We start from the raw sequence: 22,710 nt of genomic DNA, 5'->3' as shown, positions 1-22,710 counted from the left end.
AAATAGTGCTTGCCCGAGAGCACTGGTGGCGAAGCGTGTCTATGTCAGGATTCGCGAGAAGGAGGGGTTCAAACATCCGTGGCTCTGGCGAGCACCGTGCTTTTGGGGCACCTATGAATGGGAACTGCACGCTGTGGACACTTAGGGTAGCGTGGTTTGAAAGCGTTTTCTTTGCTTCGTTTCTTTGTCGCTTTGGACAAAGAAATGACGTGCCGCCACGCACAGTGGCTAACAGTGCTAAAGAAAACATCCGACTCACGCAGACCGCTAAGGCCGAAAGCAGCAACCCGGCATGACTCCGACCACTAACCCAAGAACCTAACACCCCGGCATCGACCCCAACCCCGCCCCCAAACCCAAGTGCGAACGACCCTCCCTGGAGGCCACCTACATCATCGCCTGATTAATAATCCCGAACTGTTTAAAGTCCGCATCAGCGGTAGGAAAAGGCGCGACCACCCCCTTGGGCCCATTCAAAACCATCTTCACCACCGTATCCACCCTCGGCAATCCCAGCCCATCCAACCACTCGGTCAACCCGCTATCCCCCGGGGTATCGATACGAACAAACACCCCCTCGTTCAACGACAGCCAATGACTGATTAACGCCTTCGCACGGCTCGAATCAGGCGCATCCGGCGCCACCACAGGCCCAATAGCAAATCCACGCCCAAAACGCCTGAACAAAGCAAATCCGAGCAACTCGCCATCATGATCCAGCGCAATGCCATCCGCACTCGCAAGCAACGCCGGCAATACCTCGCTCCGATCCAGCCCACACGCCCGCGAAGCCAGCTCAATCAACCGAGGCGTATCGTTGGACCCAAGCGGTCGCAACCGCTCACCCGGCGGCAACGACACCAAAGGCGGCTGGAACGCCGCTCCCTGATGCTGGTCAAGCGTGCCAGCGGCCCGGAACCCCAACTTCTCATACAGCGGCTGTCCAGCCGCCGTCGCGTGCAGAAACGTGACGCGCCCACCCAGTTGCTCAAGCACCAGCTCCATCAGCCGCTTACCAATTCCCCGGCCCTGCCACGCCGGCGACACAATCACCATCCCCAACGACGCGCGCTCAGCCCCGTAAGTCCAGTACAACACCGTGCCAATCACTCCCTCCGCTGCCTCGGCGACAAACCCCGCGCCCGCCTGCACCACGAAACGCCAGTCGTCCGCCCGATGAGGCCACTTCAGTTCAACGGTCAACGCATGGGCCGCTGCAATATCGTCGCCAGTAAAGGCCCTGTAGGTAATTTGTTCGGTAATTCGTTCGTTGACTTGCTCGGACACGCCGACCTCCCTCGATGGCTTTCACTTCAGCCGCTCAGCAACCCCTCATCAGGCCTTCTTCAATCGAGCTCAAATCAAGCTCACGTTTCACGCCGCCACTCTCGCATCCCACAAACAACGTGGCTAGGACGATCTTTTCATGAAAGGACGCCGAACCCGCACGGCATGAACTTCGATGCAAAACGGTGTGTCGGCGCCCTCATAACGCGTGTGATCTGCTGAGCCGATGTTTTTGTCGACGATAAATGCTGCACGGCTGGCCCTACGATTTCATAAGGTCGCGAAGCATCCGCGGCTGCCTCCGGTACTGCTACTCAAAGGACCTTCATATGGATAGCTTCGATCCCGCCGCCGTTACCGTGCGCAGCGGCCATTTTATCGGCGGCGAATATGTGGATGAAGGCGCGCGCCGCATCGAGGTCGCGCGCCCATCGGACGGCGTGGTGTATGCATCGGTGCCGCTCGCGGAGGCGGACATGATCGACCGCGCGGTCGAAAACGCATGGCAGGCGTTGCGCACTAGCGGCTGGCGAACCATGCCACCGCGCGAACGCGCCCGGATCCTGCGCCGTTTTGCCGATCTCATCGCCGCCGACGTTGACACGCTTGGGCCCCTGGAAGCGCTCGGATCGACCCGCCCGATCCGCGATGCAACCGGCTGGGACGTGCCGTTCACCGCTGAAGGCATCCGCTTCTACGCGGAGTTCGCAGACAAGATCGGCGGCGACGTGGCAGCAACGGATCACGATCACCTGGGCATGACGATCGCCGAACCGTACGGCGTGATCGGCGCGATCGCCCCGTGGAATTTTCCGCTGGTGATGGCATCCTGGAAGATCGCGCCGGCGCTCGCGGCAGGCAATGCCGTGGTCCTGAAACCCTCGGAAATGACGCCGTTTTCAGTGTTGCAGCTCGCTGAACTCGCTATCCGCGCCGGCATCCCTGCCGGCATCTTCAACGTCGTTCAAGGCGATGGCCGCACGACAGGCGACGCACTCGTGCGTCATCCGAAAATCTCCAAGATCACGTTCACCGGTTCCACGCGCACGGGCGCCGCCATCATGGCCGCATGCGCCGAAACGGGAACCAAGCCGGTCACGCTGGAGCTGGGCGGCAAAAGTCCGCAAATCGTCTTCGCCGATGCACCGCGCCTGGACGCTGTCGCACGCCGTATCGCCGGGGCCATTTCGGGTAACGCAGGCCAGGTTTGCGTGGCGGGTTCGCGGTTACTGGTCGAACGTTCGCTCGCGGAGCCGCTGGCCGAACGCATCCTGGCCGCTTTCAGCGAACTGAAAGCGGGCGCGACCTGGACGCCCGGCACGACGCTCTCGCCGATCATCTCCGAACCGCAGGCGGCGCGCATAGAAGCGATCGTCGGGCGCACGCTTGCTGGCGGCGCGATCCTGCGTTGCGGCGGCCGGCGGGCCGACGGCGGCGGTACTGGCGCGTTCTACGCGCCGACGCTGCTGAGCGGCGTGACCCAGCAATCGGAAGCGGTTCACGAGGAAGTATTCGGGCCGGTGCTGACCATGCAAGCCTTCGATACCGAAGAAGAAGCGCTCGCGCTCGCGCAGCACCCCGACTACGGTCTGGCTGCCGGCGTGCACACGGCGGACCTGGGTCGTGCGCTGCGGCTGGTCCGCGGTCTGGAAGCAGGCACGGTATGGGTCAACCGCTACGGCAGGACGTCCGACTTCATGATCCCGACCGGCGGCTACAAACGCTCGGGCATTGGCAAGGACCTGGGCCGGCAGGCGTACGAAGCGAACCTTCGCTTCAAGAGCGTGCTGATCGATTTGCGGGAGTAGATGCGCGCCACCGAGCCCCCAGGCATAAGAAAAGAAGGGCAAACCCTGACGCCGCAAACGGGCCGCAAACGGGCCGCAAACGGGCCGCAAAGGAGGCGCGACTGCAACCGCAGACTCTGCTGCCCACGCCCTGAAAAACGCATGTTTTTGTGTTTTTGGATTGCGCGAATCAGGGACATCTTTGTTTTTGCGCTGATTAAATCTCATACAGGAATGCGCTTTCCTGTTTTCGCCACTGAATCCCCTCGCGGGTTCATATCAACGATAGGACTATCACCATGATCGAATTCGAACCGAAGTACATCACCTTCGATTGCTACGGCACTCTGACCAAATTCCGCCTCGCCGACATGACGCGCGAAATGTACGGCGACGTGCTGAGCGGTCCCGACATGGACAAGCTGATCGCCTTCTTCTCGGGCTATCGGCGCGATGAAGTGCTCGGCGCATGGAAGCCGTATCGCGACGTGATCGTGAACGCGTTCAAACGGGCCTGCAAACGCATGAACGTCGAATTCGATGAAGCCAAGGCAGAAACGTTCTATACCGCCGTGCCGACCTGGGGTCCGCATCCGGACGTGCCGGAAGGCCTGGCGCGGCTGGCGAAAAAGTACAAGCTGGTGATCCTGTCGAATGCATCGAACAACCAGATCCAGAGCAATGTCGACAAGCTCGGCGCGCCGTTCCATGCTGTGTTCACGGCCGAGCAGGCGCAGTCGTACAAGCCGCGCATGCAAGGCTTCGAGTACATGTTCGACCAGCTGAACTGCAACCCGGAAGACGTGCTGCACGTGTCGTCGAGCCTGCGCTACGACCTGATGACCGCACACGACATGGGCGTGAAGCACAAGGCGTTCGTCAAGCGCGGCCACGAACCGTCGACGCCGTACTACGAGTACACCGAAGTCGACGACATTCCGCATCTCGCCACGCTGCTCGGGCTGTAAGCGGTTGTTGCAGGCAGTTGTCGTTCCAACGCTTTTTGCATCAGGGATTGATCGTATGAAGCTCGACTCCTACTGGCTCGACACCGCGCCGCCGCTGCTTTCGACGAGCGATGGCCCGCTCGAGGGTCATGTCGACGTGGCTGTGGTTGGAGCGGGCTTCACGGGCTTGTCGGCAGCGCTGGCGTTGGGCAAGCGCGGCGCGTCGGTGGCGGTGCTGGACGCGGGGCGAATCGGCGGCGGTGCGTCGGGGCGCAACGGCGGTCAGGTCAACACCGGCGTCGCGCAGGATTTCGCTGCGCTGGTCGAGCAGCTTGGAGTCGAGAAGGCGCGCAACTGTTATCGGGCGTATGCGGCCGCGGTCGATACCGTCGAACGCCTGATCCGCGAAGAGCAGATCGATTGCGATTACCTTGCATCGGGCAAGCTGAAACTCGCATCCAAACCTCATCATCTCGCGCATCTGGAGAGGACGGCGGAAGTGATCCGCCGCGAAGTCGATGCCGATATCGAGATCATCGGCCGCGACCGGATCTCGACGGAAGTGCAGTCGGACAGCTTTTTCGGTGGCCTGCTGCAGCGTCATGGCGGCCAGATGCACATGGGCAAATTCACCGTCGGTCTGGCGGACGCCGCCGCGCGTCACGGCGCGAAGCTCTACGAGAACGCGCCCGTGACGTCGATAGAAAAGGCCGCTGACGGGGGGTATCGGATCGTGTCGGCACGTGGCGAAGTCCGCGCGAAGCAGGTGTTGATAGCGACCGGACCGTCGCGGCAAGGGCCGTTCGGCTGGTACCGGCGACGCCTTGCACCGGTGGGTTCTTTCATCGTGGTGACAGAGCGTCTGCCTCCGGAACGGGTGCACGAAGTCTTTCCGAATCTCCGTGCGTACACGACGTCGCGCCTGATGCACAACTATTTCCGCATCACGCCCGATTCGCGTTTGCTATACGGCGGCCGGGCGCGCTTCACGGCGTCCGAGCAGCCCTCGGACGCGAAGAGCGGACGCATCCTGCAGGAAGGCCTCGCGAAGATGTTCCCGGCGCTCGCGCAGGCGCGTATCGACTATTGCTGGGGTGGTCTCGTCGATATCACCGCGGACCGGCTGCCGCGTGCGGGCCAGCATGAAGGCATCTATTTTTCGATGGGTTACAGCGGCCACGGCACGCAGATGTCGACGCACATGGGGCAAGTCATGGCCGATGTCATCGACGGCCGCGAGAGCGCGAACCCGTGGCGGGAATTCGAGTGGCCGGCGATTCCCGGCCACACCGGCAAGCCCTGGTTCCTGCCGCTCGTCGGCACGTACTACCGCATCAAGGACGTGTTTTATTGATTTCACACCCTGTTCCCCAAGTAGAAATAAACCAAAACCAACCCCAGCAACCCTCGCGGAGAAGTCTCGATGAATCAAGAAAATCTGCAACACGCCGATGCCCCGGCCGGGACTTACGTGACCGAACTCGAGCGCCTGACGCGCCGGGGCGCGTCACGGCGCGAGGTGTTGCGTGCGCTGGCCGCGGCCGGCATGGCCTCGATCACCGGGGCAGGGCTGCTCGCGGCCAGCGGCGCTGCGTTCGCGCAAGAGAAGCCGAAGCAGGGCGGCAAGATCCGCGTGGCGACGCAGTCCGCATCCGCCGCGGATACGCTGGACCCGGCAAAGGGCGCGCTCGGCACGGACTACGTGCGCGCAAACATGTTCTACAACGGCCTGACCGAACTCGATTCACATCTGGGCGCGAAGATGGCGCTGGCGGAATCGCTGGAATCGAAAGATGCGACCGTGTGGATCGTGAAGCTGCGCAGCGGCGTGCAATTCCACGACGGCAAATCGCTCGCGCCCGCGGACGTGGTCTATTCGCTGATGCGCCACAAGGACCCGGCAACGGCATCGAAGGCGAAGACGCTCGCCGACCAGTTCAAGGAAGTGAAAGCCACGGGCCCGAACGAGGTCACCATCACGCTGGAAGGTGCGAATGCCGACCTCCCGGTGATCCTGGCGACCTCGCACTTCCTGATCATCAAGGACGGCACGACCGACTTCAAGACAGCTGTTGGGACGGGTCCTTTCAAGCTCAAGGACTTCTCGCCAGGCGTGCGTACTGTCGGCGTGAAGAACGAGAAGTACTGGAAGCCGGGCTTGCCACATCTGGACGAAGTCGAGCTGATTGGTATTGGCGATGAATCCGCCCGCGTGAATGCGCTGCTTTCCGGCGACGTGCAACTGATCAACGCGATCAGCCCGCGCTCGACGGGCCGCATCAAGGGCACGCCGGGTTTCACGGTGCTGGAAACGAAGACGGGCCAGTACACGGACCTGATTGTGCGCGACGACGGCGGGATTTCCGGCAACGAGGATTTTCGTCGGGGTATGTTCTATCTCATGGACCGCGAGCAGATTCGCCGCGCCGTGTTCCAGGGTTTCGGCACGATCGCCAACGACCAGCCGATCGATCCGACCAACAAGTACTACATGCCCGGGATTCCCCAACGCCCCTACGATCCGGAGAAGGCCAAGTTCTACTTCCAGAAGGCGAAAATCGGCAGCGCGCCCGTGCAGATTTTTGCGTCGCCAGCGGCTGACGGCTCGGTTGAAATGGCGGTGCTGTTGCAGCAGGCCGCGCCAGCAGCGGGCCTGAACCTGCAGGTCACGCGTGTGCCCGCTGACGGCTACTGGTCGAACCACTGGATGAAACATCCGCTGGGCTTCGGCAATATAAATGCCCGCCCAAGCGCCGACGTGCTGTTCACCCAGTTCTTCAAGTCGGATGCGCCATGGAACGAAGCGAACTGGAAAAGCCCGAAGTTCGACCAGATGCTGCTGGCGGCGCGCGGCGAACCGGACGACGCCAAGCGCAAGCAGATCTACGGCGACATGCAGGTGCTGGTGCACGAGAACGGCGGTGTCGGCATTCCGATGTTCCAGAGTTCGATCGACGGCTACACGACCAAGCTCAAGGGCTTGGGTTCGATACCGCTGGCCGGCCTGATGGGCTTCATGTTCGCCGAGCATGTCTGGCTGGAAAGCTGAAGCAGGTTCAGGTGGTCCATGTAATCAGGCAGTAAAGCGCGCAGCCCTTGCGAGGCGTGCCGTTTCAACCCCGGAGGCGGATCATGAAAGCACACGCGTCACGACTTATCGCTGCTCGCCTGGGCCTCGCACTGCTCACGCTGCTGATTGTCTCGGCAGTGGTGTTCGGCATCACGGGGCTGCTTCCCGGCGACGCCGCGCAGCAGGCGCTCGGGCAGGCAGCCACACCCGAAGCAGTCACCGCGTTGCGGCACCAGTTCGGGCTCGACCAGCCGGCCTTGCAGCGCTACTTCGAGTGGCTCTACCTGGTTGTCACCGGTAACTTCGGCACATCGTTGTCGAATAGCTTGCCCGTCAGTCAGTTGATCGCCACGCGCTTGCCCAACTCGCTCGTGCTGGCTGGATTGACGGCGCTGGTGTCCGTTCCGGTCGCGCTGTTGATCGGCATTTCGTCGGCCATGTTTCGCGGCTCGCTGCTCGATCGCGTGCTCAACGTACTGACGCTGTCCACGGTCGCAGTGCCGGAGTTCCTGATCGCGACCATCGCCGTGCTGGTGTTCGCGGTGAAGCTGCGCTGGCTGCCAGCGTTGTCGTATCTATCCGAGGTGTCGTCGTTCGGCGGACTGCTGCGGATCTATGCCATGCCGGTCATGACGCTGTGCTGTGTGCTCGTCGCCCAGATGGCGCGCATGACCCGCGCCGCCGTGCTTGACCAGCTCAACGCGTCGTATGTGGAGATGGCGATCCTGAAAGGCGCCTCGCCCATGCGCGTGGTCCTGCGGCATGTACTGCCGAACACCATTGGCCCGATCGCAAATGCGGTGGCACTGAGCCTGTCGTATCTGTTCGGCGGCGTGGTGATTGTCGAATCGATCTTCAATTATCCGGGCCTCGCCAGCCTCATGGTCGACGCCGTCACGAACCGCGACATGCCGCTCGTGCAGGGCTGCGTCATGGTGTTTTGCGCGGCTTACCTGCTGCTTGTGCTGATTGCCGATCTGGCTCAAATCGTATCCAACCCGAGGCTGCGTCAACGATGAACCGACCCGCCAACTCCTCCATTCACCATCCCGGCACTGAGCTTTACGAAATGGGCCTCGATGAAGTCGTCAATGACCTGGCCGTGCCGGAGCCTGAGCTCGCGGGGCCCAAACCCGGCGTGCTGAAGCGCCTGCACCGGCGCTTCTCCTTGCTCGGGCTGATCGGTCTCCTGCTGGTCGTATTCTGGCTGACCATTGCGGTCATTGGCCCGTGGATCGCGCCTTATAAAAGCGGCGCGCTGTCATCCGTGGAAGTATTCGCCGGATCGAGCCATGCGTTCCTGCTTGGCACCGACTATCTCGGTCGCGACATGCTGAGCCGGATTCTCTACGGCACTCGCTATACGGTCGGGCTGGCGTTGGCCGCAGCGTTGATGGCGAGCCTGATCGGCACGTTCTTCGGCTTGATCGCCGCTGTGTCCGGTCGCTGGGTCGATGAAATCCTGAGCCGCCTGTTCGACGCGTTGATCTCCATTCCGAGCAAAGTGCTCGCGCTGGTCGTGATCGCCGCGTTTGGTTCGTCGATTCCGATGCTGATGGGCGTCGCCGCGCTCGCGTACATTCCCGGCGCGTTCCGCATCTCGCGCTCGCTCGCGGTCAACCTGATGACGCTCGAATACGTGCAGGTCGCACGCGCTCGCGGCGAACGGCTCTTCTACATCGCCCGCGTGGAGGTGCTGCCCAACATGATCCATCCGATGCTCGCTGACTTCGGCCTGCGCTTCGTGTTCATCGTGTTGCTGCTCAGCGGCCTGAGTTTTCTGGGCCTCGGCGTGCAGCCGCCCAATGCCGACTGGGGTTCACTCGTGCGCGAGAACATCGGCGGACTGGCTGAAGGGGCACCGGCCGTCATGATGCCGGCCATCGCGATCGCGACGCTGACCATTGGCGTGAATCTGCTGATCGATAACCTGCGCCGCCGTGGCGGCCGCGGGCAAGGAGCTGCGCAATGAATGCCGACATGATCGACATGATTCAAGTGAAGGGCTTGCGAGTGGTGGCAGGCGCGGCACCCGATCCGGTGACGGAGATCGTCAAGGGCGTCGACTTTTCGGTGAAGAAGGGCGAAGTGCTGGCGCTGATCGGAGAGTCGGGATCGGGCAAGACGACCATTGCGCTGGCGCTGCTGGGATACGCGCGGCAAGGGTGTTCCATTAGCGGCGGGTCAGTGCGGATCGGCGAGACGGAAGTGCTTGAACTAGACCAGCAAGGCCGCCGCGCGCTGCGTGCCCGGACCGTGGCGTATGTGGCGCAAAGTGCATCGTCCGGGTTCAATCCGGCGCGCACGATCATCGATCAGGTGACGGAACCCGCGCTGCTGCATCGCCTGATGACGAAAGAGGCGGCACGTCGCAAGGCGATCGAGTTGTTTCGCGCGCTTGCGTTGCCGGAAGCGGAAACGATTGGCGAGCGTTATCCGCACCAGGTCTCGGGCGGACAGTTGCAGCGCCTGATGGCGGCCATGGCGCTGATCACCGATCCTGCCGTGGTGGTGTTCGATGAGCCGACGACCGCACTCGATGTGACCACGCAAATCGAAGTGCTTGCTGCGTTCAAGAAGGTGATTCGCGAGCTGGGCACGACAGCCATTTACGTGTCGCACGATCTGGCGGTGGTCGCGCAAATGGCGGACCGGATTGTGGTGCTGAACGGCGGCCGGGTGAAGGAGAATGGCCTGGTGGCGCAAGTGCTCGATGCGCCCGTTGACGAGTACACGCAGCAGTTGCTGGCGGCCACGCGACGACCGGAGCCGGTGTTGTCCGTGCAAACGGCCGCTCAGAAACTTGCACCTCCCTTGCTCGAAATTCGCGGGCTGGCGGCGGGTTATGGCCGAATTGACCGGTATGGCGCGCCGGCCGTGCGCGTGCTTGACGACGTGAGTCTTTCCATTGCGCGCGGCAGTACGCTGGGCGTGATCGGCGAATCAGGCTCGGGCAAGACAACGCTGGCGCGCGTCGTGGCGGGTCTCGTCGACCGGGCGCGCGGTGAAGTTTTCTTCGATGGCAAGCCGCTGCCGGCTCAACTGTCGAAACGTACTCCTGATCAATACCGGCAGATCCAGATCGTGTTCCAGAACGCCGATACCGCGTTGAACCCGAGCCACACTATTGCCGATATCCTCAGCCGGCCGCTCGCTTTTTATCATCATCTGCGCGGGGCGGCGGCGCGCAAGCGGATGTTGGAGCTGCTCGATCTCGTCAAGCTGCCGGCATCGATTGCAGAGCGCGCGCCGGGCGGTTTGTCGGGTGGCCAGAAGCAGCGTGTCAACCTGGCGCGCGCGCTCGCCGCCGATCCCGCGTTGATCCTTTGCGACGAAGTGACGTCCGCGCTTGACACTGTAGTCGGTGCGGCGATTCTCGACCTGCTTGCTGAACTGCGCCGCGAGTTGGGTGTGTCGTACATGTTCATCAGCCACGATATTTCAACGGTACGTTCGATCTGCGACGAAGTGATCGTGTTGTACGCGGGGCATCGCGTGGAGGCGGGCGAGCGCGACGTGCTCGCAGCGCCGCCGTATCACCCGTATACCGGCCTGCTGGTCGACTCCGTGCCGGCGCTGAAACCCGGCTGGCTCGACGCACGCCGCCTGATCGGCAGCGCTGCGTTGCCGCAGATGGGCGAAAGCGCTGACATAGCCGAGCTGTGCAGCTTCAGGGCGCGTTGTCCCGTTCGTATCGACGGTAAATGCAACGCCACGCCGCCCGCCATGAAGAAGCTGCCTTCGGGCGCGGAAATTCTTTGCCACCATTCAACGGCTGAGTTGAGCCGGCTGCAGACGATAGAGGCGGTTGAAGCATGAGCGGACGGTTCGTGCGGCTGGCGGAAACGGAGCGCAAGACGTTTGTGATAATCGTCGATGGCGTGGAGCGGCGCGCCGCCGAGGGCGACACGCTGATGGTCGCGTTGCTGACCGGTATGAGGACGTTGCGCGACTCCGAATTCGGTGACGGCAGGCGCGCGGGTTTCTGCCTGATGGGCGCGTGCCAGGATTGTTGGGTCTGGACCACTGACGGTGACCGGTTGCGTGCGTGTACAACGCCAGCGGTAACGGGCATGTCGATCGTCACGCAACTGGCTATAGCCGGGGAGGGCGTATGGCCGCGCGGGTAATCGTGATCGGCACGGGGCCGGCGGGTGTGAGGGCAGCCGAGGCGCTGGTCGAAGCAGGTCTGCGGCCTACTGTGATAGATGAAGGGCGGCGAGACGGCGGGCAGATTTATCGACGGCAGCCGGAAGGCTTCACGCGCTCTTATGACACGCTCTATGGCACCGAGAGTGCGCGCGCGGCCGCACTGCATCAGAGCTTCGACGCGCTCAAGAGCCGCATCGACTATCTGCCTGAGACGCTCGTCTGGAACATCTCCGCGAACGCCGTGCATCTTGTCAGTGGAACGTCCTGCCGTACGCTCGAATTCGATACGCTGATCGTTTGCAGCGGCGCAACGGACCGGCTGATGCCGGTCAAAGGCTGGCATTACGCCGGCACCTACAGCCTGGGCGGCGCGCAGGTCGCGCTGAAGTCGCAGGGGTGCTCGATCGGCTCTCGGGTCGTGCTGATGGGTACAGGGCCGCTGCTTTACCTTGTTGCTGCGCAGTATGTGAAAGCGGGCGCGGCAGTGTCCGCTGTCTTCGATACCTCCACGCTTTTACAACGACTCTCCGCGTTGCCGAAGCTGCTCGCCATTCCCGCCGCGCTGAAAAAAGGCATCGCTTTGATGGGGGTGCTAAGGAAGGCGCGGGTACGGGTGTATCGCGGCGTGCGGCCACTGGAAATAAGCGGTTCGCCTGTTCACGGCGTGAGCCACGTTGAAGTCGCTCTGCAAAGCGGCGTGCCCTTCAAGGTGGCTTGCGATGCAGTCGCGCTGGGTTATCACTTGCGCCCTGAGACGCAACTCGCCGATCTGGCCGGCTGCGAATTTTCTTTCGATGACGCCGCGCAGCAATGGCTTCCTGCCACCGACGAAGACGGCCGCAGCAGCGTCAAGGGCGTCTATCTGGCGGGCGACGGCGCACGTATTCGCGGTGCCGATGCCGCCGAACGATCGGGCCGCCTCGCTGCACTCGCCGCGATGCAGGACGGCGGCCTGAAGGTCGACGGCCTGGTGAGCTTGCGCGAACAACTCCGGGTCTTCAGCCGTTTTGCGGCTGGCTTGCGCGTGGCCTTTCCGTGGCCGGCCCGCTTGGCGAGCATGCTACCGGACGAGACCATTGTGTGCCGCTGTGAAGCCATTACAGCGGGCGAGTTACGTCGTGTGGTGCGCGAGACCGGTGCGCGGGAAGCGAATCGCGCCAAGGCATTTTCGCGCGTGGGTATGGGTCGTTGCCAGGGTCGCTTTTGCGCTCACGCAGGTGCGGAAGTGATCGCGGCGGCGGCGTCCGTGCCGCTGGCGTCGGTCGGACGGCTACGCGGGCAGGCACCCGTCAAGCCTTTACCCGTGACGCTGATAGAAGAGGAGACGAGCGAATGACGGCGTCACAACAAGCGGATCGTCGGGCCGATGTGATCGTGATCGGCGGCGGCATCATGGGTACGACCACCGCGTTCTTCCTGCGCCGCCGCAACCCCGCTTGTTCCGTGATCCTGCTCGAGCGAAGCCTCACGGGCCAGCAAGCAAGCGGGGTCAACTTTGGTGGTGTCCGCAGGCAAGGTCGTGCGCTGCCTCAACTCGCGATGGCGAACCGCTCGCTCAACACGTGGCAGCAATCCAAGGAACTGCTGGGCGAGGACATCGAATTCCTGCCGTCTGGGCATACACGGGTCTGTTATCACGCGCACGATGCGGATACCTTCGACCGCTATGCCGCCGATGCACGCGCCTACGGCCTCGAACTGGAAGTGCTGCACGGCAAGGCGATGTTTGAACGCTTCCCTTTTCTTGGCCGCGAGGTGCTGGCTGCTTCCCTTTCGCCGCTCGACGGCCATGCGAACCCGCGCCTCGCCGCGCCGGCCTTCGGCCGGGCGGCGGCGCGTCTTGGCGCGCAGGTGGTGGAGAACACGGAGATCACGCATGTTGAGAAAGACGGCGATGGTTTTCGCGTGGAGACTGCGGCAGGGGTGGTGTATCGGGCAGCACAGCTCGCGATTTGCGCGGGCGCGTGGGCAAGCCGGCTCACTGAGCAGTTCGGCGAGCCGGTGCCGATGCGCGCAAGCGGACCGCAGATGTCTGTCACTGAACCCGTGCCGTATGTCTTCAAGTCGTCGATGGGGGTGTTCACATCGATCAAGCAGGAGGGCATCTACTTCCGCCAGATTCCGCGCGGCAACATCATCATTGGCGGCGGGCCCCCCGGTCCCGCCGATGCCCTTACGCGACGCGCGTCCGTATTGCCGATCAACACCGTGCGTCAGATCGCGCAACTCCGCCGCCTGGTTCCTGCGATGGCGCCGCTGCACGTGATCCGGGTCTGGAGCGGGGTGGAAGGTTATCTGCCCGATGGCGAGCCTGTGATCGGCCGCAGCTCGACGACCGACGGTCTGTTTTATGCGTTCGGCTTCTGCGGCTCGGGGTTCCAGATTGGCCCGGGCGTGGGCGAGACGCTGGCCGAACTGATCGATACGGGTAGCACACCGATTCCGCTCGATCCGTTTTCGATCAGCCGGTTCGCGGCGTTTGCAGCTTTATCGCAAGCTCAACCGGTGGCGGCGACGTCATGAAACAAGCCGTGCCGCTGACCGAAGCACGGGCGTTCATCGAGGCTCACTTCGATGAACCCGTGACGCTTGCGCAACTGGCCGAGTTGTCGGCGCTTAGCGTGTCGCGATTCGCGACCGCGTTCAGGCAGCAATTTGGCTCTTCACCGTACCGGTATTTATGCGGACTGCGCATTGAGCGTGCGCAAGCGTTGTTGCTGGCAGGCGTGCCCGGATCGGTGGTGGCGGCTGAAGTCGGTTTCTTCGACCAGAGCCATTTCGCACGGCATTTCAAACGTTTCTGCGGCATGACGCCGAGCATGTATCTCAAGCGTGCGCGCGCCCGTTGTTTATTGCAGGCAAGCAGCGGGTTGTTGCGCGGTGCCGGTAATGGAATTGAATCGGCAGACCCGCGAACGCTCGCCAGCCTAATCAGCGATTGAGCCTGACCCTTCACCGCGAGCTTCGCCTCCTGAGCGATACGCCTCGAACGCGCAGCCCCGTGAACCGCGGAGCCCCTATTTTTACGTAACAGCCGCCACCAACGCGCTCGAACACGAAAAAGCCGCATCGCGAAGATGCAGGATTGGCTTGGCCGCGGCAACGTCGCGCCCACTATCCTGCACCTGCGCTGCCACTTCTTCAGTGTGCATTCCGGGCCGTATCAACCCAGCCGTCGAACTGCGTTTTGTTCGCGGCTAGCCACTGGTCTGCAAGTGTCGAGACGACCGCTGTTGCGCCGTTGCCCTTGCTGATCGCAAGTTCCCAGGCTGACCATGTCGCCGATGGGAAACGGATCTGCTCGACCAGCCTCTTGACGGCCGGATTAGCGGCGATGAATTGCTTGTTTGCAACCGCACCGTAGTTCCAGGATGCCATTGCCATACGACACGGATTAGCGCCGCCCGCGCATCCCTCGACACCATTCACGAGCGCCGAGCCGTGGTTCGGTACGTTCGGCGGTAACGCGTCGGCCGGCGTTGGCAGCCACACCACGTCTTTACCTGGAACCAGCACGTTGACTGTCCATGACGGACTCCACGCGTAGAAGAACGCCGGCTTGCCTTCCTTGACGCGAGTCACGGCGTCCGCCATCAGCGCCTCGTACTTGCCGCTCACGGGATGCACGGTCTGACGGAGGCCAAACTTGTCCAACTGATAGTTGACGACGTCACCGCAACTCCAGCCGGGATCGCAGCTGATCAGTTGTGCCTTGTTATCGTCACCGAACAGGGCGGCGATCTTCGGGTCCTTCATCTGTTCGAGACTGGTGATGTTGTGCGCCACCGCAGTTTTCTTGTCGATCAGGTAGCCATTGATGCCGCCGCCAATGATCTCACCGCCGCCGACCATTTCCGCCTGGCTCTGGACCACGCGGAAGTCGGGCTCGCTCTGCGGGAAATTGACGTCGGTCTCCATGTCGACGTCACCCTGTGCGACGGCTTGAAAGAACAGGACCGTCCCCATCGTGCTCAAATTTACCTCGTAGCCCAGCGACGTGAGTGCCTTCTTCACAATCTGTACCGCGACATAATTCGCGCCCAGGCTGTCGGTCTGCGCATAGTGAATCGTCTTGCCCGCGCCTGGCAGTGCCTGCGGGGACGCGGCCATGGCGGGCGTTGCCAGTGCCGCGCATGCCGCGATCGTTGCCGCTCGCATCATTGCTTTCATGTAGGTCATCTCCGTGTGTGATATCGAGGTTTGGTGTACTACCGCTGCGGCGACGTATCGAAGTGGTGACCAGGTTCGCCGTCGTGCAGATGCGATCTAAGTTACTTGACACCAAAAAATGCGTCTTCCATCGAAAGGAAGGACGGTGGCGGCACGATGGCCTACCGTTCAACGTAGGGTGTCGCCCGGCGCCTTCGTCGCGGGCAGCCCGCTGAAGGTGTGGCGAGAGCGCTGAAGGTTACACGTTGATAGCGACGCCCCTGACGCTGGCATCGCCAGGTTGGGTGAGTTGGAGGGCAATGGTGTGAGGCGCGATCAGGAACGCGCTCTATTGCGTGTCCAGAGTCTGCATTGAATGGCTTTCTGCGAGGGTCGGCGACATCATCAGCGTGGCGAGGATCGGGGTGCGCCAGATTGTGCTCGATGGCCATGCTGCTCTCCCACACCGCCCCGAAGCGTTCTTCACTCCCACTCGGGCACGCTGTCAGGCATGCTCTTCACGACCTTTGTAACGATATAAGTAAAGTAGCGTTCAATGCCGATTTCACCTACCAGCAAGGAGTCGATGAAGCGCTGGTAGTGATAGATATCGCGTGACACCACATGCAGCACATAATCCACGCCTCCGCCCGTTGCATAGCATTGCACCACTTCCGGCGCGGCCTGCATGGCCTCCTCGAAGCGCCGCATGTCTCGCTCCGTATGCCGCGCCAGCGTCACTTCCACCACGATCCGGCTTGCATTGATGGTCCCGACCCAGTCAAGTTCCGCGCGATAACCCTTGATGACGCCGCTCTCCTCGAGCTTGCGCACGCGTTCCCAAGTTGGTGAAATCGACAGGTTCACCTCTTCGGCAAGCTTCGATTTCGTGATGCGGCCATCGCGCGCGAGAACGCGCAGGATGGCGATGTCGTAGCGGTCGAGCTTGATCACTGTCAGACGGCCACCGGGCTATTGCGCTCAATTACGTTGTTGGCCCCGGGCGTCGAGGCCCGCTTCGACAACGGCACGGCCGGCGCAATGGGTGATGCACGCATTGCTGCTCCTTCACGAACAACGTTAGTAACCGAGCGCGAGATCCACGCTACAAGGCAAAGCTCCGTTTGCCCGGTACGCACCTATGTCTGCCGCGATAACGGCTGCTGTGGTCTCGAAATCAGTGGGTGCGGAGATATGGGGAAGCACGCTCACGTGCGGATGTTGCCACAGGCGTGAATCTGGAGCTAACGGTTCTTCATCGAAGACATCGAGAACCGCATGTGACAGATGCCCGCTGTCGAGCGCGGCGAGAAGATCGTCTGTCACGACGATGGGTCCTCGAGCGAAATTGATGAGGCTCGCTCCCGGTTTCATGATGCCAAGCAGGCCGGTATGCAGCAAGCCTCGCGTTTCGCTTGTCAGCGGCACGAGACAGACGACGATATCGCTCACGCGCAGCAGGGCGACGAGCCCATCGCCATTTGAAAACGTCTGTATGCCGGGGAGCCGCTTGGCCGACCGGCTCCAGCCGGCGACCTTGAAGCCGGCATCTCCGAGGCGAGCTGCTGCCGCCTTGCCGAGCGAACCGAGTCCGAGTATTCCGACCGTCAGGGACGAAGGCTTGCGATAGGCATGCTGGTGCCAGAGCCCCTGCCTTTGTTGGCGTACGTACGCCGGCATGTCGCGCTGCAAATAGTACGTCCATGCAAGCACGGCTTCCGCCATGGTCCTCGACATTTCGGGGTCGAGCATGCGCACGATCGGCGGCCCGCCGGCCGGTAGCCGGGTAACGAGCTGCTCCACGCCTGCCCATAGGCTTTGCACCCAGACAAGACGGGGCAACGCAGCGACATCGGCCGGATCAGGGTTTGCAACTATCGCGATCTGGACATGCGCCCGCTGCTCTTCGCTCATTTGGCGAAAGAGGATGACCTTTTCAGCAGGCATGGCCGAAGCAAGCGCTGACAGATAACTCGCTTCGTAATCGGAACGTATGTTGGTGATCAAAGCGATCGGGTCTGACATGAAGACTCCAACGGCATGGAGGTGAAGTTCGGATCTGGATCAAGCCTCTGCGTCAAGCCGGCCCAAGCCATGACCGCCAACCCGTCCTGCTGCTCAAGCGCCCGCTTTTTCGGCTTCCATCTCCGCCATGTCCTGAAAGCGGTCCGCAATGCGCGGATGGGCGCGCCCGCCGTCCGCCGCTGCGATCGCAATCAGGATTTCGTCAGGACCGGGAGCATCCGCGACCTGGAACGTGGCCGTGATGAAATGCGACCGCTTGCCCGTTTCGGACTTGTGGATCATGGGGACAGACAGGAGCGCGCCGGGAGCCGAGCGTGTGTTCGTGAAGCTGAGAAATGCGGTGCCGTTGACCGCCTCGCGGAACATGTTGCCAAAGCGAAGCGTGTGGATCAGTGCCGAGCCGTGCTCGATCTCACCGTTGACACCGACTGTAGCCGCCTTGCCATACGCCTCGACGCGATCCGCGGGCATGATGGCCACGAGCCGCCGTGTCATCTCGGCGCCCAGCACAGGGGCAAGCCGCAGGATCTCCGGCCGGAGGTCTTCCACGAAGCCCTGGCCTGCCCACGGATTGCGAACGATTGCTGCGACGACCACCGTTGTGATTGGCCGCTCTGCCTTGCGGCCGCCCTCGATGACGGTCTCTTCGATAAACGTCGCGATCTTGCGAATCCCAGTTTCCATTTGCGCACTCCTTCGGTTGGCGGTTGGCGGTTGGTTATTGGTTCGTCCTAACCGAATGCTATCGATGTGAATCGGGGGCGTCCTCCGCGTGTTCGGGGGATGAATCTTTTATTTTTTGCTACGGTATGTCGTATATTGAAATAAGACTTTTGGAAGCCTCAACATGCCAGATCAACTGTCGCGAATCATGTCGCTGCGTGATGTCGCGAGCCAAATCAACTCAGACGGCGACCTTGATACGTTGCTGCGGGACCTTATCCAGGCGGCATGCAGGCACGGTTCCTGGGACCTGGGCTCGATCATGACCGTGGACCTGGCGCATGGTTTCGCACTGGTCACAGCGCGCTATGAGTCCAACGCCATGCTGCGCCGCCCACTGGGGGATCGCTGGGAACTGGCGACCAGTCCCGCTCTTATTGCACTGCAGCGTTTTGAGCCCGTGTACATTCGCGACGCGCGTGAGTCCGTTGAATTTCCCGGCTATCGGCTTGAAGCAAATGAGCGTGGCTACTGCACCGTGCTGATCTACCCCATGGCGAGCGTCGATGTAGAAGGGCGGCCCATGGTGTTGGCCGTTACATCGCGCAAAGTGGTGGATGTGTCCCCGGATGACCTCGCGTTCATGGCGATCATCGTGCATCTGGGGGCGATCGCGATTGAGCGCGCGCATCGTCATCGCGCGCAGCTTGCCGCGGCCGAGCAATTGCGCCGCGTGCTGGGCGCTCAGGGCTCGCTGTTGCAGGAAGTGCTCGCCGGCGGTTCCATAGAAACGCTTACCGCGATGCTCGGCGATCTTTTCAATGCGCCTGTGCTCGTCCTGGATTTCTTCGCAAGCAGCCTGCTGGCGTCCGCGTCGCCGGTGCCTGGCGTCCATGAAGACGACGCGTGGCGCCTCATGCTCGAAGGCCCGGCGGGTCGCCAGATCCTTGGCGAGGTCCGGGACGCGGTCACTACCCGCCGCGCCGAAACGATCACGCTGCACTTGGGCGACAAGCTCTCACTCGACGCCCGCATAGCGTCCCTCATGGTCGACGACGAAGCGGTCGGTGCGCTGCTGACCTTCGATAAGTCCGACGCGAATGATCTTCAGAAACTCCTCATCGAAAGTGCGAAGTTTGCGCTGAGCGTGCAGTTGATGCGCAGCGTCATACGCTTTCGCTTCGAAACGCGAACGCTGACCGAATTGTTCTTCGAAATTGTCGAGCGACGCTGGCGCGACGAGCAGGATATGCTGCGCCGCGCGCGCCGCCTCGGGCTGTCGCTCGCGGCACCCATGCGCATGCTCGTGACTGATTTTCCGGATCGAACGAACGCGTCCGCCGATCTTTCTGTCGATGGCCATCGCGCGGTCGCGCTGCTCGCGGCGCAGTTGCATGTTGCGGTGCACATCGTGACGGTCGGCGGGGCGCTCGTGTGCCTCGTGCCGCAGGAAGAGGGCATGGAACTGGACCGCGTCGCGCGCTTGGCGCAGCGCGTCTCGGAGACCTTGTTCCATTCGTTCGGCAGTGAACCCATCGTCGTCGTTGGTGATACGTGTGAAGGTCTCGAGTCGATCGCGAAGGAATGGGAGCGCTGCTGGCGCATGATCCGGGTTGCCCGCACATTCGGCAGACGGGGTGCGATGACCGTCCCCGACTTCGGGCCATTGCCCATGCTGATCGGCGCTGCCGATTCGGCCGACGTCCGCAGCTTCATCGACGGCGCCATAGGCCGGGTCGTGGAACACGACAAGAAACACAAGTCGGCTTACCTCGAAACCCTCGCTGCCTATGTTCGCTCAGGCTGCCGCAGCCAGCATTGCGCGGACGCGATGGACCTTCACGTGACGACCCTTCGATATCGCCTGTCGCGGATTTCGGACCTGTTTGGCATCCAGGTCGAAACGCCGGAGCAGCGTTTCGCGATCGAGCTTGCGTTGCAACTGCACAGCTTGGTCGAGAGCAGCATACCGTCCGGGAAGCGCCCGAAGTCGATACCTCGAATGAGAGGTTAATTAGAGTCGGATGTCCTTCGGTCCAGCGGAAGAAATCGCTTTTTGCATGGCTTAACTTAGACCTCAACGCAACGACGTTTGAGGTGAAGACCATGCAAGCCGAAGTGTCAGATAAACCTGTCGCCGTTGATCCGGTGGCCTTGCGCCGAGCGTTCGGCACCTTCGTGACAGGGGTGACGGTCATCACCACCCGCGACGCCGAAGGCCGTCCGCGCGGGATGACGGCAAACTCGTTCACGTCGGTGTCGCTCGATCCGCCGCTTCTCCTCGTATGCGTAGGAAAGGGTGCCTCGAGTTTTCCGGTCTTCCAGGATACCGATCACTTCGCGGTCAACCTGCTGCACGAAGCGCAGACCGACGTCTCCAATCTGTTCGCCTCCAAATCCGCTGATAAATTCGCTGCCGTCAGTCACGACGGAGTGCATACCGGCGCCCCGGTCCTGACGGAATGCCTGACGTGGTTCGACTGCACGGTCCATGACCGGGTCGATGCAGGCGATCACACGATCCTCATCGGCCGTGTCCAGGCCTTTGGAACCAGTCCCTCTGCGCCGCTGGGTTTTTGCCGCGGCCGCTACGCGCAGGTCAAGAATCCGTTGCCGCCGGGCTGGCTCTCATCGCACAACATGATTGTCGGTTATCTCATCGAGGCGGAGGGATCGCTGCTGCTGGCAAGCGATGGCAAGAACGGCTGGACGCTGCCTAGCGCTCCGCACCGGCTCGTCAATGGCCGGCTTCCTATTGCCGGAGGAGACGACCTGGAATTGCTGCCCGACGACACGTTCCTCTATTCCGTCTTCGACGCAGCCGGCAGCGATTCCGGTTACCTGATCTACCGCGCCCGGCTGGCGCTGCCGCGTGCAGCCTGCGAGATCCCCGAGAACTTCCGTTTCTTCCCGCTCGACCAGCTTCCGTACGACGACATTCCAACGATGGAAATACGCGGAATGCTGCGGCGTTTCGTGACCGAGAGCGCCGGCGGACGGTTCGGCATTTACATGGATTCACACGATGGCGGCCGTGTCGCGATGGTGAGCGCAGCGCAGCTGCACACGCAGCATCCGCAACCTTGAAATTGGAAAGGACATGATGAAAACGACAGTCGAAAGTTTGCAAGGATCGAGACAGGATCTATTCATCCACGGAGAGTTCACGCCTCCACGCAGCGGCCAGTATGTATCGAGTTATGACCCCACGACGGCTGCGCCCTGGTATCAGTTTGCCCAGGCGAATGCCGATGATGTGGATGCCGCTGTGCGTTCGGCGCAAGCGGCGCTAAAGAACCCGGCGTGGCGCCGGATCACGCAAACCGATCGCGGCAAACTGGTACGCCGTCTCGCCGACCTGGTTCTCGCTAACGCGGACGAACTGGCGCTGATCGAATGCCGCGACAACGGCAAGCTCATCAAGGAAATGCGGGCCCAGATGCGGGCTATCCCTGATTCGTATCTGTATTTCGCCGGGATGGCCGACAAGCTTCAGGGCGACACGATTCCCGTCAACAAGCTCGACACGCTGAACTTCAATTTGCGTGAACCGATCGGCGTGGTGGGGATGATCATCCCGTGGAATTCGCCCCTGATGATGCTCACGGGTACGCTCGCGCCGTGTCTTGCGATAGGCAATACGGTAGTCGTGAAACCCTCGGAACACGCGAGCGCTTCGACGCTCGCGCTCGCTGAACTGGCTATCGAGGCGGGCTTTCCGCCGGGCGTGTTCAACGTGGTCACCGGCGACGGCGTGACAACCGGCGATGCGCTCACGCGTCATCCCGGCATCGCCAAATTCGTCTTCACCGGGAGCACGGTGACCGGTCGAAAGATCGCTGGCAACGCAGCAGAAAATCTCGTGCCCTGCCAGATGGAACTGGGAGGCAAGTCGCCCCACGTCGTGTTCTCGGATGTCGACGTGGACAGGGCTGTGAACGGCGTCGTTTCGGGCATCTTCGCGGCGGCTGGGCAGACCTGCGTGGCGGGTTCACGCTGCTTTGTCGAAGCACCCGTCTATGAGCGTTTTGTTGAGGCGTTGGTCGAGCGTACGCGCCGTGTCAAGGTCGGACATCCAATGGCCGACGACACCGATATCGGGCCGCTCGCGCTCGCTAGCCAGCTCGACAAAGTAGTGGGTTACGTAGCGTCCGGTGTAAGCGAAGGCGCGAAAATCGCGGTAGGCGGGGGGCAGCCAAAAGACTCGGCTTTGTCGCGTGGATGGTACTTCGAGCCAACCGTCATGACGCAGGCTCGCAACGAGATGCGCTTCATGCAAGAGGAGATTTTCGGGCCGGTCGTGGGCGTGGTTCCGTTCAACACGGAAGAGGAACTGATCGCGCTCGCCAACGATACCGAATACGGCTTGGCCGCTGGCATCTGGACCCAGAACATCGACCGCGCCCTGCGCTTTGCGCGCGATATAGAAGCGGGCACGGTCTGGGTCAACACCTATCGCTCGGCGGCTTATATGTCCGCGAACGGCGGTACCAAGCGAAGCGGTTACGGCCGTCGCGGCGGCTTCGAAGTGATGCGTGAGTTCTCCCGCTTGAAGAACGTCGTGATCGACTACTCGGGCGCCATGCAAGACCCGTTCGTCATTCGTTTGCGCTAAGCCGTGCGCCTTGCC

General features: G+C 62.1%; 19 protein-coding genes. 14 read left to right on the top strand and 5 right to left on the bottom strand.

Annotated features, from left to right (window positions below; all coding sequences use genetic code 11):
* Nucleotides 1-387: 387 nt before the first annotated feature.
* Entirely contained in the window at nt 388-1,263 is an 876-nt protein-coding gene (locus BSU04_RS34940; RefSeq protein WP_089164833.1) for a GNAT family N-acetyltransferase, read from the bottom strand.
* 353 nt (nt 1,264-1,616) lie between these two features.
* On the opposite strand from BSU04_RS34940, the gene BSU04_RS34935 reads away from it, so the two are divergent.
* The 11 genes from BSU04_RS34935 (at nt 1,617) to BSU04_RS34885 (ending at nt 14,185) form a co-directional block, all read left to right on the top strand.
* Entirely contained in the window at nt 1,617-3,095 is a 1,479-nt protein-coding gene (locus BSU04_RS34935) for an aldehyde dehydrogenase family protein (protein WP_089164809.1), read from the top strand.
* A 278-nt stretch (nt 3,096-3,373) separates the two neighbouring features.
* Nucleotides 3,374-4,042, top strand: a complete 669-nt coding sequence (locus BSU04_RS34930; protein ID WP_089164808.1) for a haloacid dehalogenase type II — start codon at nt 3,374-3,376, stop codon at nt 4,040-4,042.
* 55 nt (nt 4,043-4,097) lie between these two features.
* The gene (locus BSU04_RS34925) at nt 4,098-5,375 is read left to right on the top strand and encodes an NAD(P)/FAD-dependent oxidoreductase (RefSeq protein WP_089164807.1); all 1,278 of its coding nucleotides are present in this window, start codon (nt 4,098-4,100) and stop codon (nt 5,373-5,375) included.
* A 69-nt stretch (nt 5,376-5,444) separates the two neighbouring features.
* Nucleotides 5,445-7,070 (top strand): ABC transporter substrate-binding protein, encoded by a 1,626-nt coding sequence (locus tag BSU04_RS34920; RefSeq protein ID WP_089164806.1) that lies wholly within the window; start codon nt 5,445-5,447, stop codon nt 7,068-7,070.
* A gap of 83 nt (nt 7,071-7,153) precedes the next feature.
* Nucleotides 7,154-8,110, top strand: coding sequence for an ABC transporter permease (locus BSU04_RS34915; protein WP_089164805.1), 957 nt, complete (start codon nt 7,154-7,156; stop codon nt 8,108-8,110).
* A complete protein-coding gene (locus BSU04_RS34910; protein WP_179258541.1) occupies nt 8,107-9,063 on the top strand; it encodes an ABC transporter permease in 957 nt (318 codons plus the stop codon). Before BSU04_RS34915 ends, BSU04_RS34910 begins: the two co-directional genes overlap by 4 nt.
* The gene (locus BSU04_RS34905; RefSeq protein ID WP_089164803.1) at nt 9,060-10,910 is read left to right on the top strand and encodes an ABC transporter ATP-binding protein; all 1,851 of its coding nucleotides are present in this window, start codon (nt 9,060-9,062) and stop codon (nt 10,908-10,910) included. Before BSU04_RS34910 ends, BSU04_RS34905 begins: the two co-directional genes overlap by 4 nt.
* Nucleotides 10,907-11,221 carry a (2Fe-2S)-binding protein gene (locus tag BSU04_RS34900; RefSeq protein ID WP_089164802.1) on the top strand — a complete coding sequence of 105 codons (315 nt, stop codon included), beginning with the start codon at nt 10,907-10,909 and terminating at the stop codon, nt 11,219-11,221. The genes BSU04_RS34905 and BSU04_RS34900 overlap by 4 nt, the downstream gene beginning before the upstream one ends.
* Nucleotides 11,206-12,579 (top strand): FAD/NAD(P)-dependent oxidoreductase, encoded by a 1,374-nt coding sequence (locus BSU04_RS34895; protein ID WP_089164801.1) that lies wholly within the window; start codon nt 11,206-11,208, stop codon nt 12,577-12,579. The genes BSU04_RS34900 and BSU04_RS34895 overlap by 16 nt, the downstream gene beginning before the upstream one ends.
* Nucleotides 12,576-13,766: an NAD(P)/FAD-dependent oxidoreductase gene (locus tag BSU04_RS34890; protein ID WP_089164800.1), complete on the top strand. Its 1,191-nt coding sequence runs from the start codon at nt 12,576-12,578 to the stop codon at nt 13,764-13,766. The genes BSU04_RS34895 and BSU04_RS34890 overlap by 4 nt, the downstream gene beginning before the upstream one ends.
* Nucleotides 13,763-14,185, top strand: a complete 423-nt coding sequence (locus tag BSU04_RS34885; RefSeq protein WP_089164799.1) for a helix-turn-helix domain-containing protein — start codon at nt 13,763-13,765, stop codon at nt 14,183-14,185. The genes BSU04_RS34890 and BSU04_RS34885 overlap by 4 nt, the downstream gene beginning before the upstream one ends.
* A 199-nt stretch (nt 14,186-14,384) precedes the next feature.
* On the opposite strand, the gene proX is transcribed toward BSU04_RS34885, so the two are convergent.
* From proX to BSU04_RS34865, 4 genes are all read right to left on the bottom strand, one after another.
* Nucleotides 14,385-15,404, bottom strand: coding sequence for a glycine betaine/L-proline ABC transporter substrate-binding protein ProX (gene proX, locus BSU04_RS34880; RefSeq protein WP_373452904.1), 1,020 nt, complete (start codon nt 15,402-15,404; stop codon nt 14,385-14,387).
* Nucleotides 15,405-15,875: 471 nt separating this feature from the next.
* Nucleotides 15,876-16,346, bottom strand: coding sequence for an Lrp/AsnC family transcriptional regulator (locus BSU04_RS34875; protein WP_089164798.1), 471 nt, complete (start codon nt 16,344-16,346; stop codon nt 15,876-15,878).
* A 126-nt stretch (nt 16,347-16,472) separates the two neighbouring features.
* Complete coding sequence (locus BSU04_RS34870) at nt 16,473-17,417, bottom strand: 2-hydroxyacid dehydrogenase (protein WP_089164797.1); 945 nt, start codon at nt 17,415-17,417, stop codon at nt 16,473-16,475.
* 93 nt (nt 17,418-17,510) lie between these two features.
* Nucleotides 17,511-18,101: an amino acid synthesis family protein gene (locus BSU04_RS34865; protein WP_089164796.1), complete on the bottom strand. Its 591-nt coding sequence runs from the start codon at nt 18,099-18,101 to the stop codon at nt 17,511-17,513.
* Between the two features lie 163 nt (nt 18,102-18,264).
* Between BSU04_RS34865 and BSU04_RS34860 the strand changes: the two genes are divergently transcribed.
* From BSU04_RS34860 to BSU04_RS34850, 3 genes are all read left to right on the top strand, one after another.
* Nucleotides 18,265-20,094, top strand: coding sequence for a helix-turn-helix domain-containing protein (locus BSU04_RS34860; protein ID WP_089164795.1), 1,830 nt, complete (start codon nt 18,265-18,267; stop codon nt 20,092-20,094).
* Between the two features lie 92 nt (nt 20,095-20,186).
* The gene (locus BSU04_RS34855) at nt 20,187-21,167 is read left to right on the top strand and encodes a flavin reductase family protein (protein ID WP_089164794.1); all 981 of its coding nucleotides are present in this window, start codon (nt 20,187-20,189) and stop codon (nt 21,165-21,167) included.
* A 16-nt stretch (nt 21,168-21,183) separates the two neighbouring features.
* Nucleotides 21,184-22,695, top strand: coding sequence for an aldehyde dehydrogenase (locus BSU04_RS34850; RefSeq protein WP_089164831.1), 1,512 nt, complete (start codon nt 21,184-21,186; stop codon nt 22,693-22,695).
* Nucleotides 22,696-22,710 lie beyond the last annotated feature (15 nt).

The organism is Caballeronia sordidicola, assembly GCF_002220365.1.
Classification (GTDB): domain Bacteria; phylum Pseudomonadota; class Gammaproteobacteria; order Burkholderiales; family Burkholderiaceae; genus Caballeronia; species Caballeronia sordidicola_C.
The sequence above is the reverse complement of the archived record's forward strand: the minus strand, read 5'-3'. Positions and strand labels throughout refer to the sequence as shown.

Bases quoted from the DNA above. Each gene is read 5' to 3' on its own strand.
- BSU04_RS34935 (WP_089164809.1), top strand. From the start codon at position 1,617: ATGGATAGCTTCGATCCCGCCGCCGTTACCGTGCGCAGCGGCCATTTT.
- BSU04_RS34930 (WP_089164808.1), top strand. From the start codon at position 3,374: ATGATCGAATTCGAACCGAAGTACATCACCTTCGATTGCTACGGCACT.
- BSU04_RS34925 (WP_089164807.1), top strand. From the start codon at position 4,098: ATGAAGCTCGACTCCTACTGGCTCGACACCGCGCCGCCGCTGCTTTCG.
- BSU04_RS34920 (WP_089164806.1), top strand. From the start codon at position 5,445: ATGAATCAAGAAAATCTGCAACACGCCGATGCCCCGGCCGGGACTTAC.
- BSU04_RS34915 (WP_089164805.1), top strand. From the start codon at position 7,154: ATGAAAGCACACGCGTCACGACTTATCGCTGCTCGCCTGGGCCTCGCA.
- BSU04_RS34910 (WP_179258541.1), top strand. From the start codon at position 8,107: ATGAACCGACCCGCCAACTCCTCCATTCACCATCCCGGCACTGAGCTT.
- BSU04_RS34905 (WP_089164803.1), top strand. From the start codon at position 9,060: ATGAATGCCGACATGATCGACATGATTCAAGTGAAGGGCTTGCGAGTG.
- BSU04_RS34900 (WP_089164802.1), top strand. From the start codon at position 10,907: ATGAGCGGACGGTTCGTGCGGCTGGCGGAAACGGAGCGCAAGACGTTT.
- BSU04_RS34895 (WP_089164801.1), top strand. From the start codon at position 11,206: ATGGCCGCGCGGGTAATCGTGATCGGCACGGGGCCGGCGGGTGTGAGG.
- BSU04_RS34890 (WP_089164800.1), top strand. From the start codon at position 12,576: ATGACGGCGTCACAACAAGCGGATCGTCGGGCCGATGTGATCGTGATC.
- BSU04_RS34885 (WP_089164799.1), top strand. From the start codon at position 13,763: ATGAAACAAGCCGTGCCGCTGACCGAAGCACGGGCGTTCATCGAGGCT.
- proX (WP_373452904.1), bottom strand. From the start codon at position 15,404: ATGATGCGAGCGGCAACGATCGCGGCATGCGCGGCACTGGCAACGCCC.
- BSU04_RS34870 (WP_089164797.1), bottom strand. From the start codon at position 17,417: ATGTCAGACCCGATCGCTTTGATCACCAACATACGTTCCGATTACGAA.
- BSU04_RS34865 (WP_089164796.1), bottom strand. From the start codon at position 18,101: ATGGAAACTGGGATTCGCAAGATCGCGACGTTTATCGAAGAGACCGTC.
- BSU04_RS34860 (WP_089164795.1), top strand. From the start codon at position 18,265: ATGCCAGATCAACTGTCGCGAATCATGTCGCTGCGTGATGTCGCGAGC.
- BSU04_RS34855 (WP_089164794.1), top strand. From the start codon at position 20,187: ATGCAAGCCGAAGTGTCAGATAAACCTGTCGCCGTTGATCCGGTGGCC.
- BSU04_RS34850 (WP_089164831.1), top strand. From the start codon at position 21,184: ATGAAAACGACAGTCGAAAGTTTGCAAGGATCGAGACAGGATCTATTC.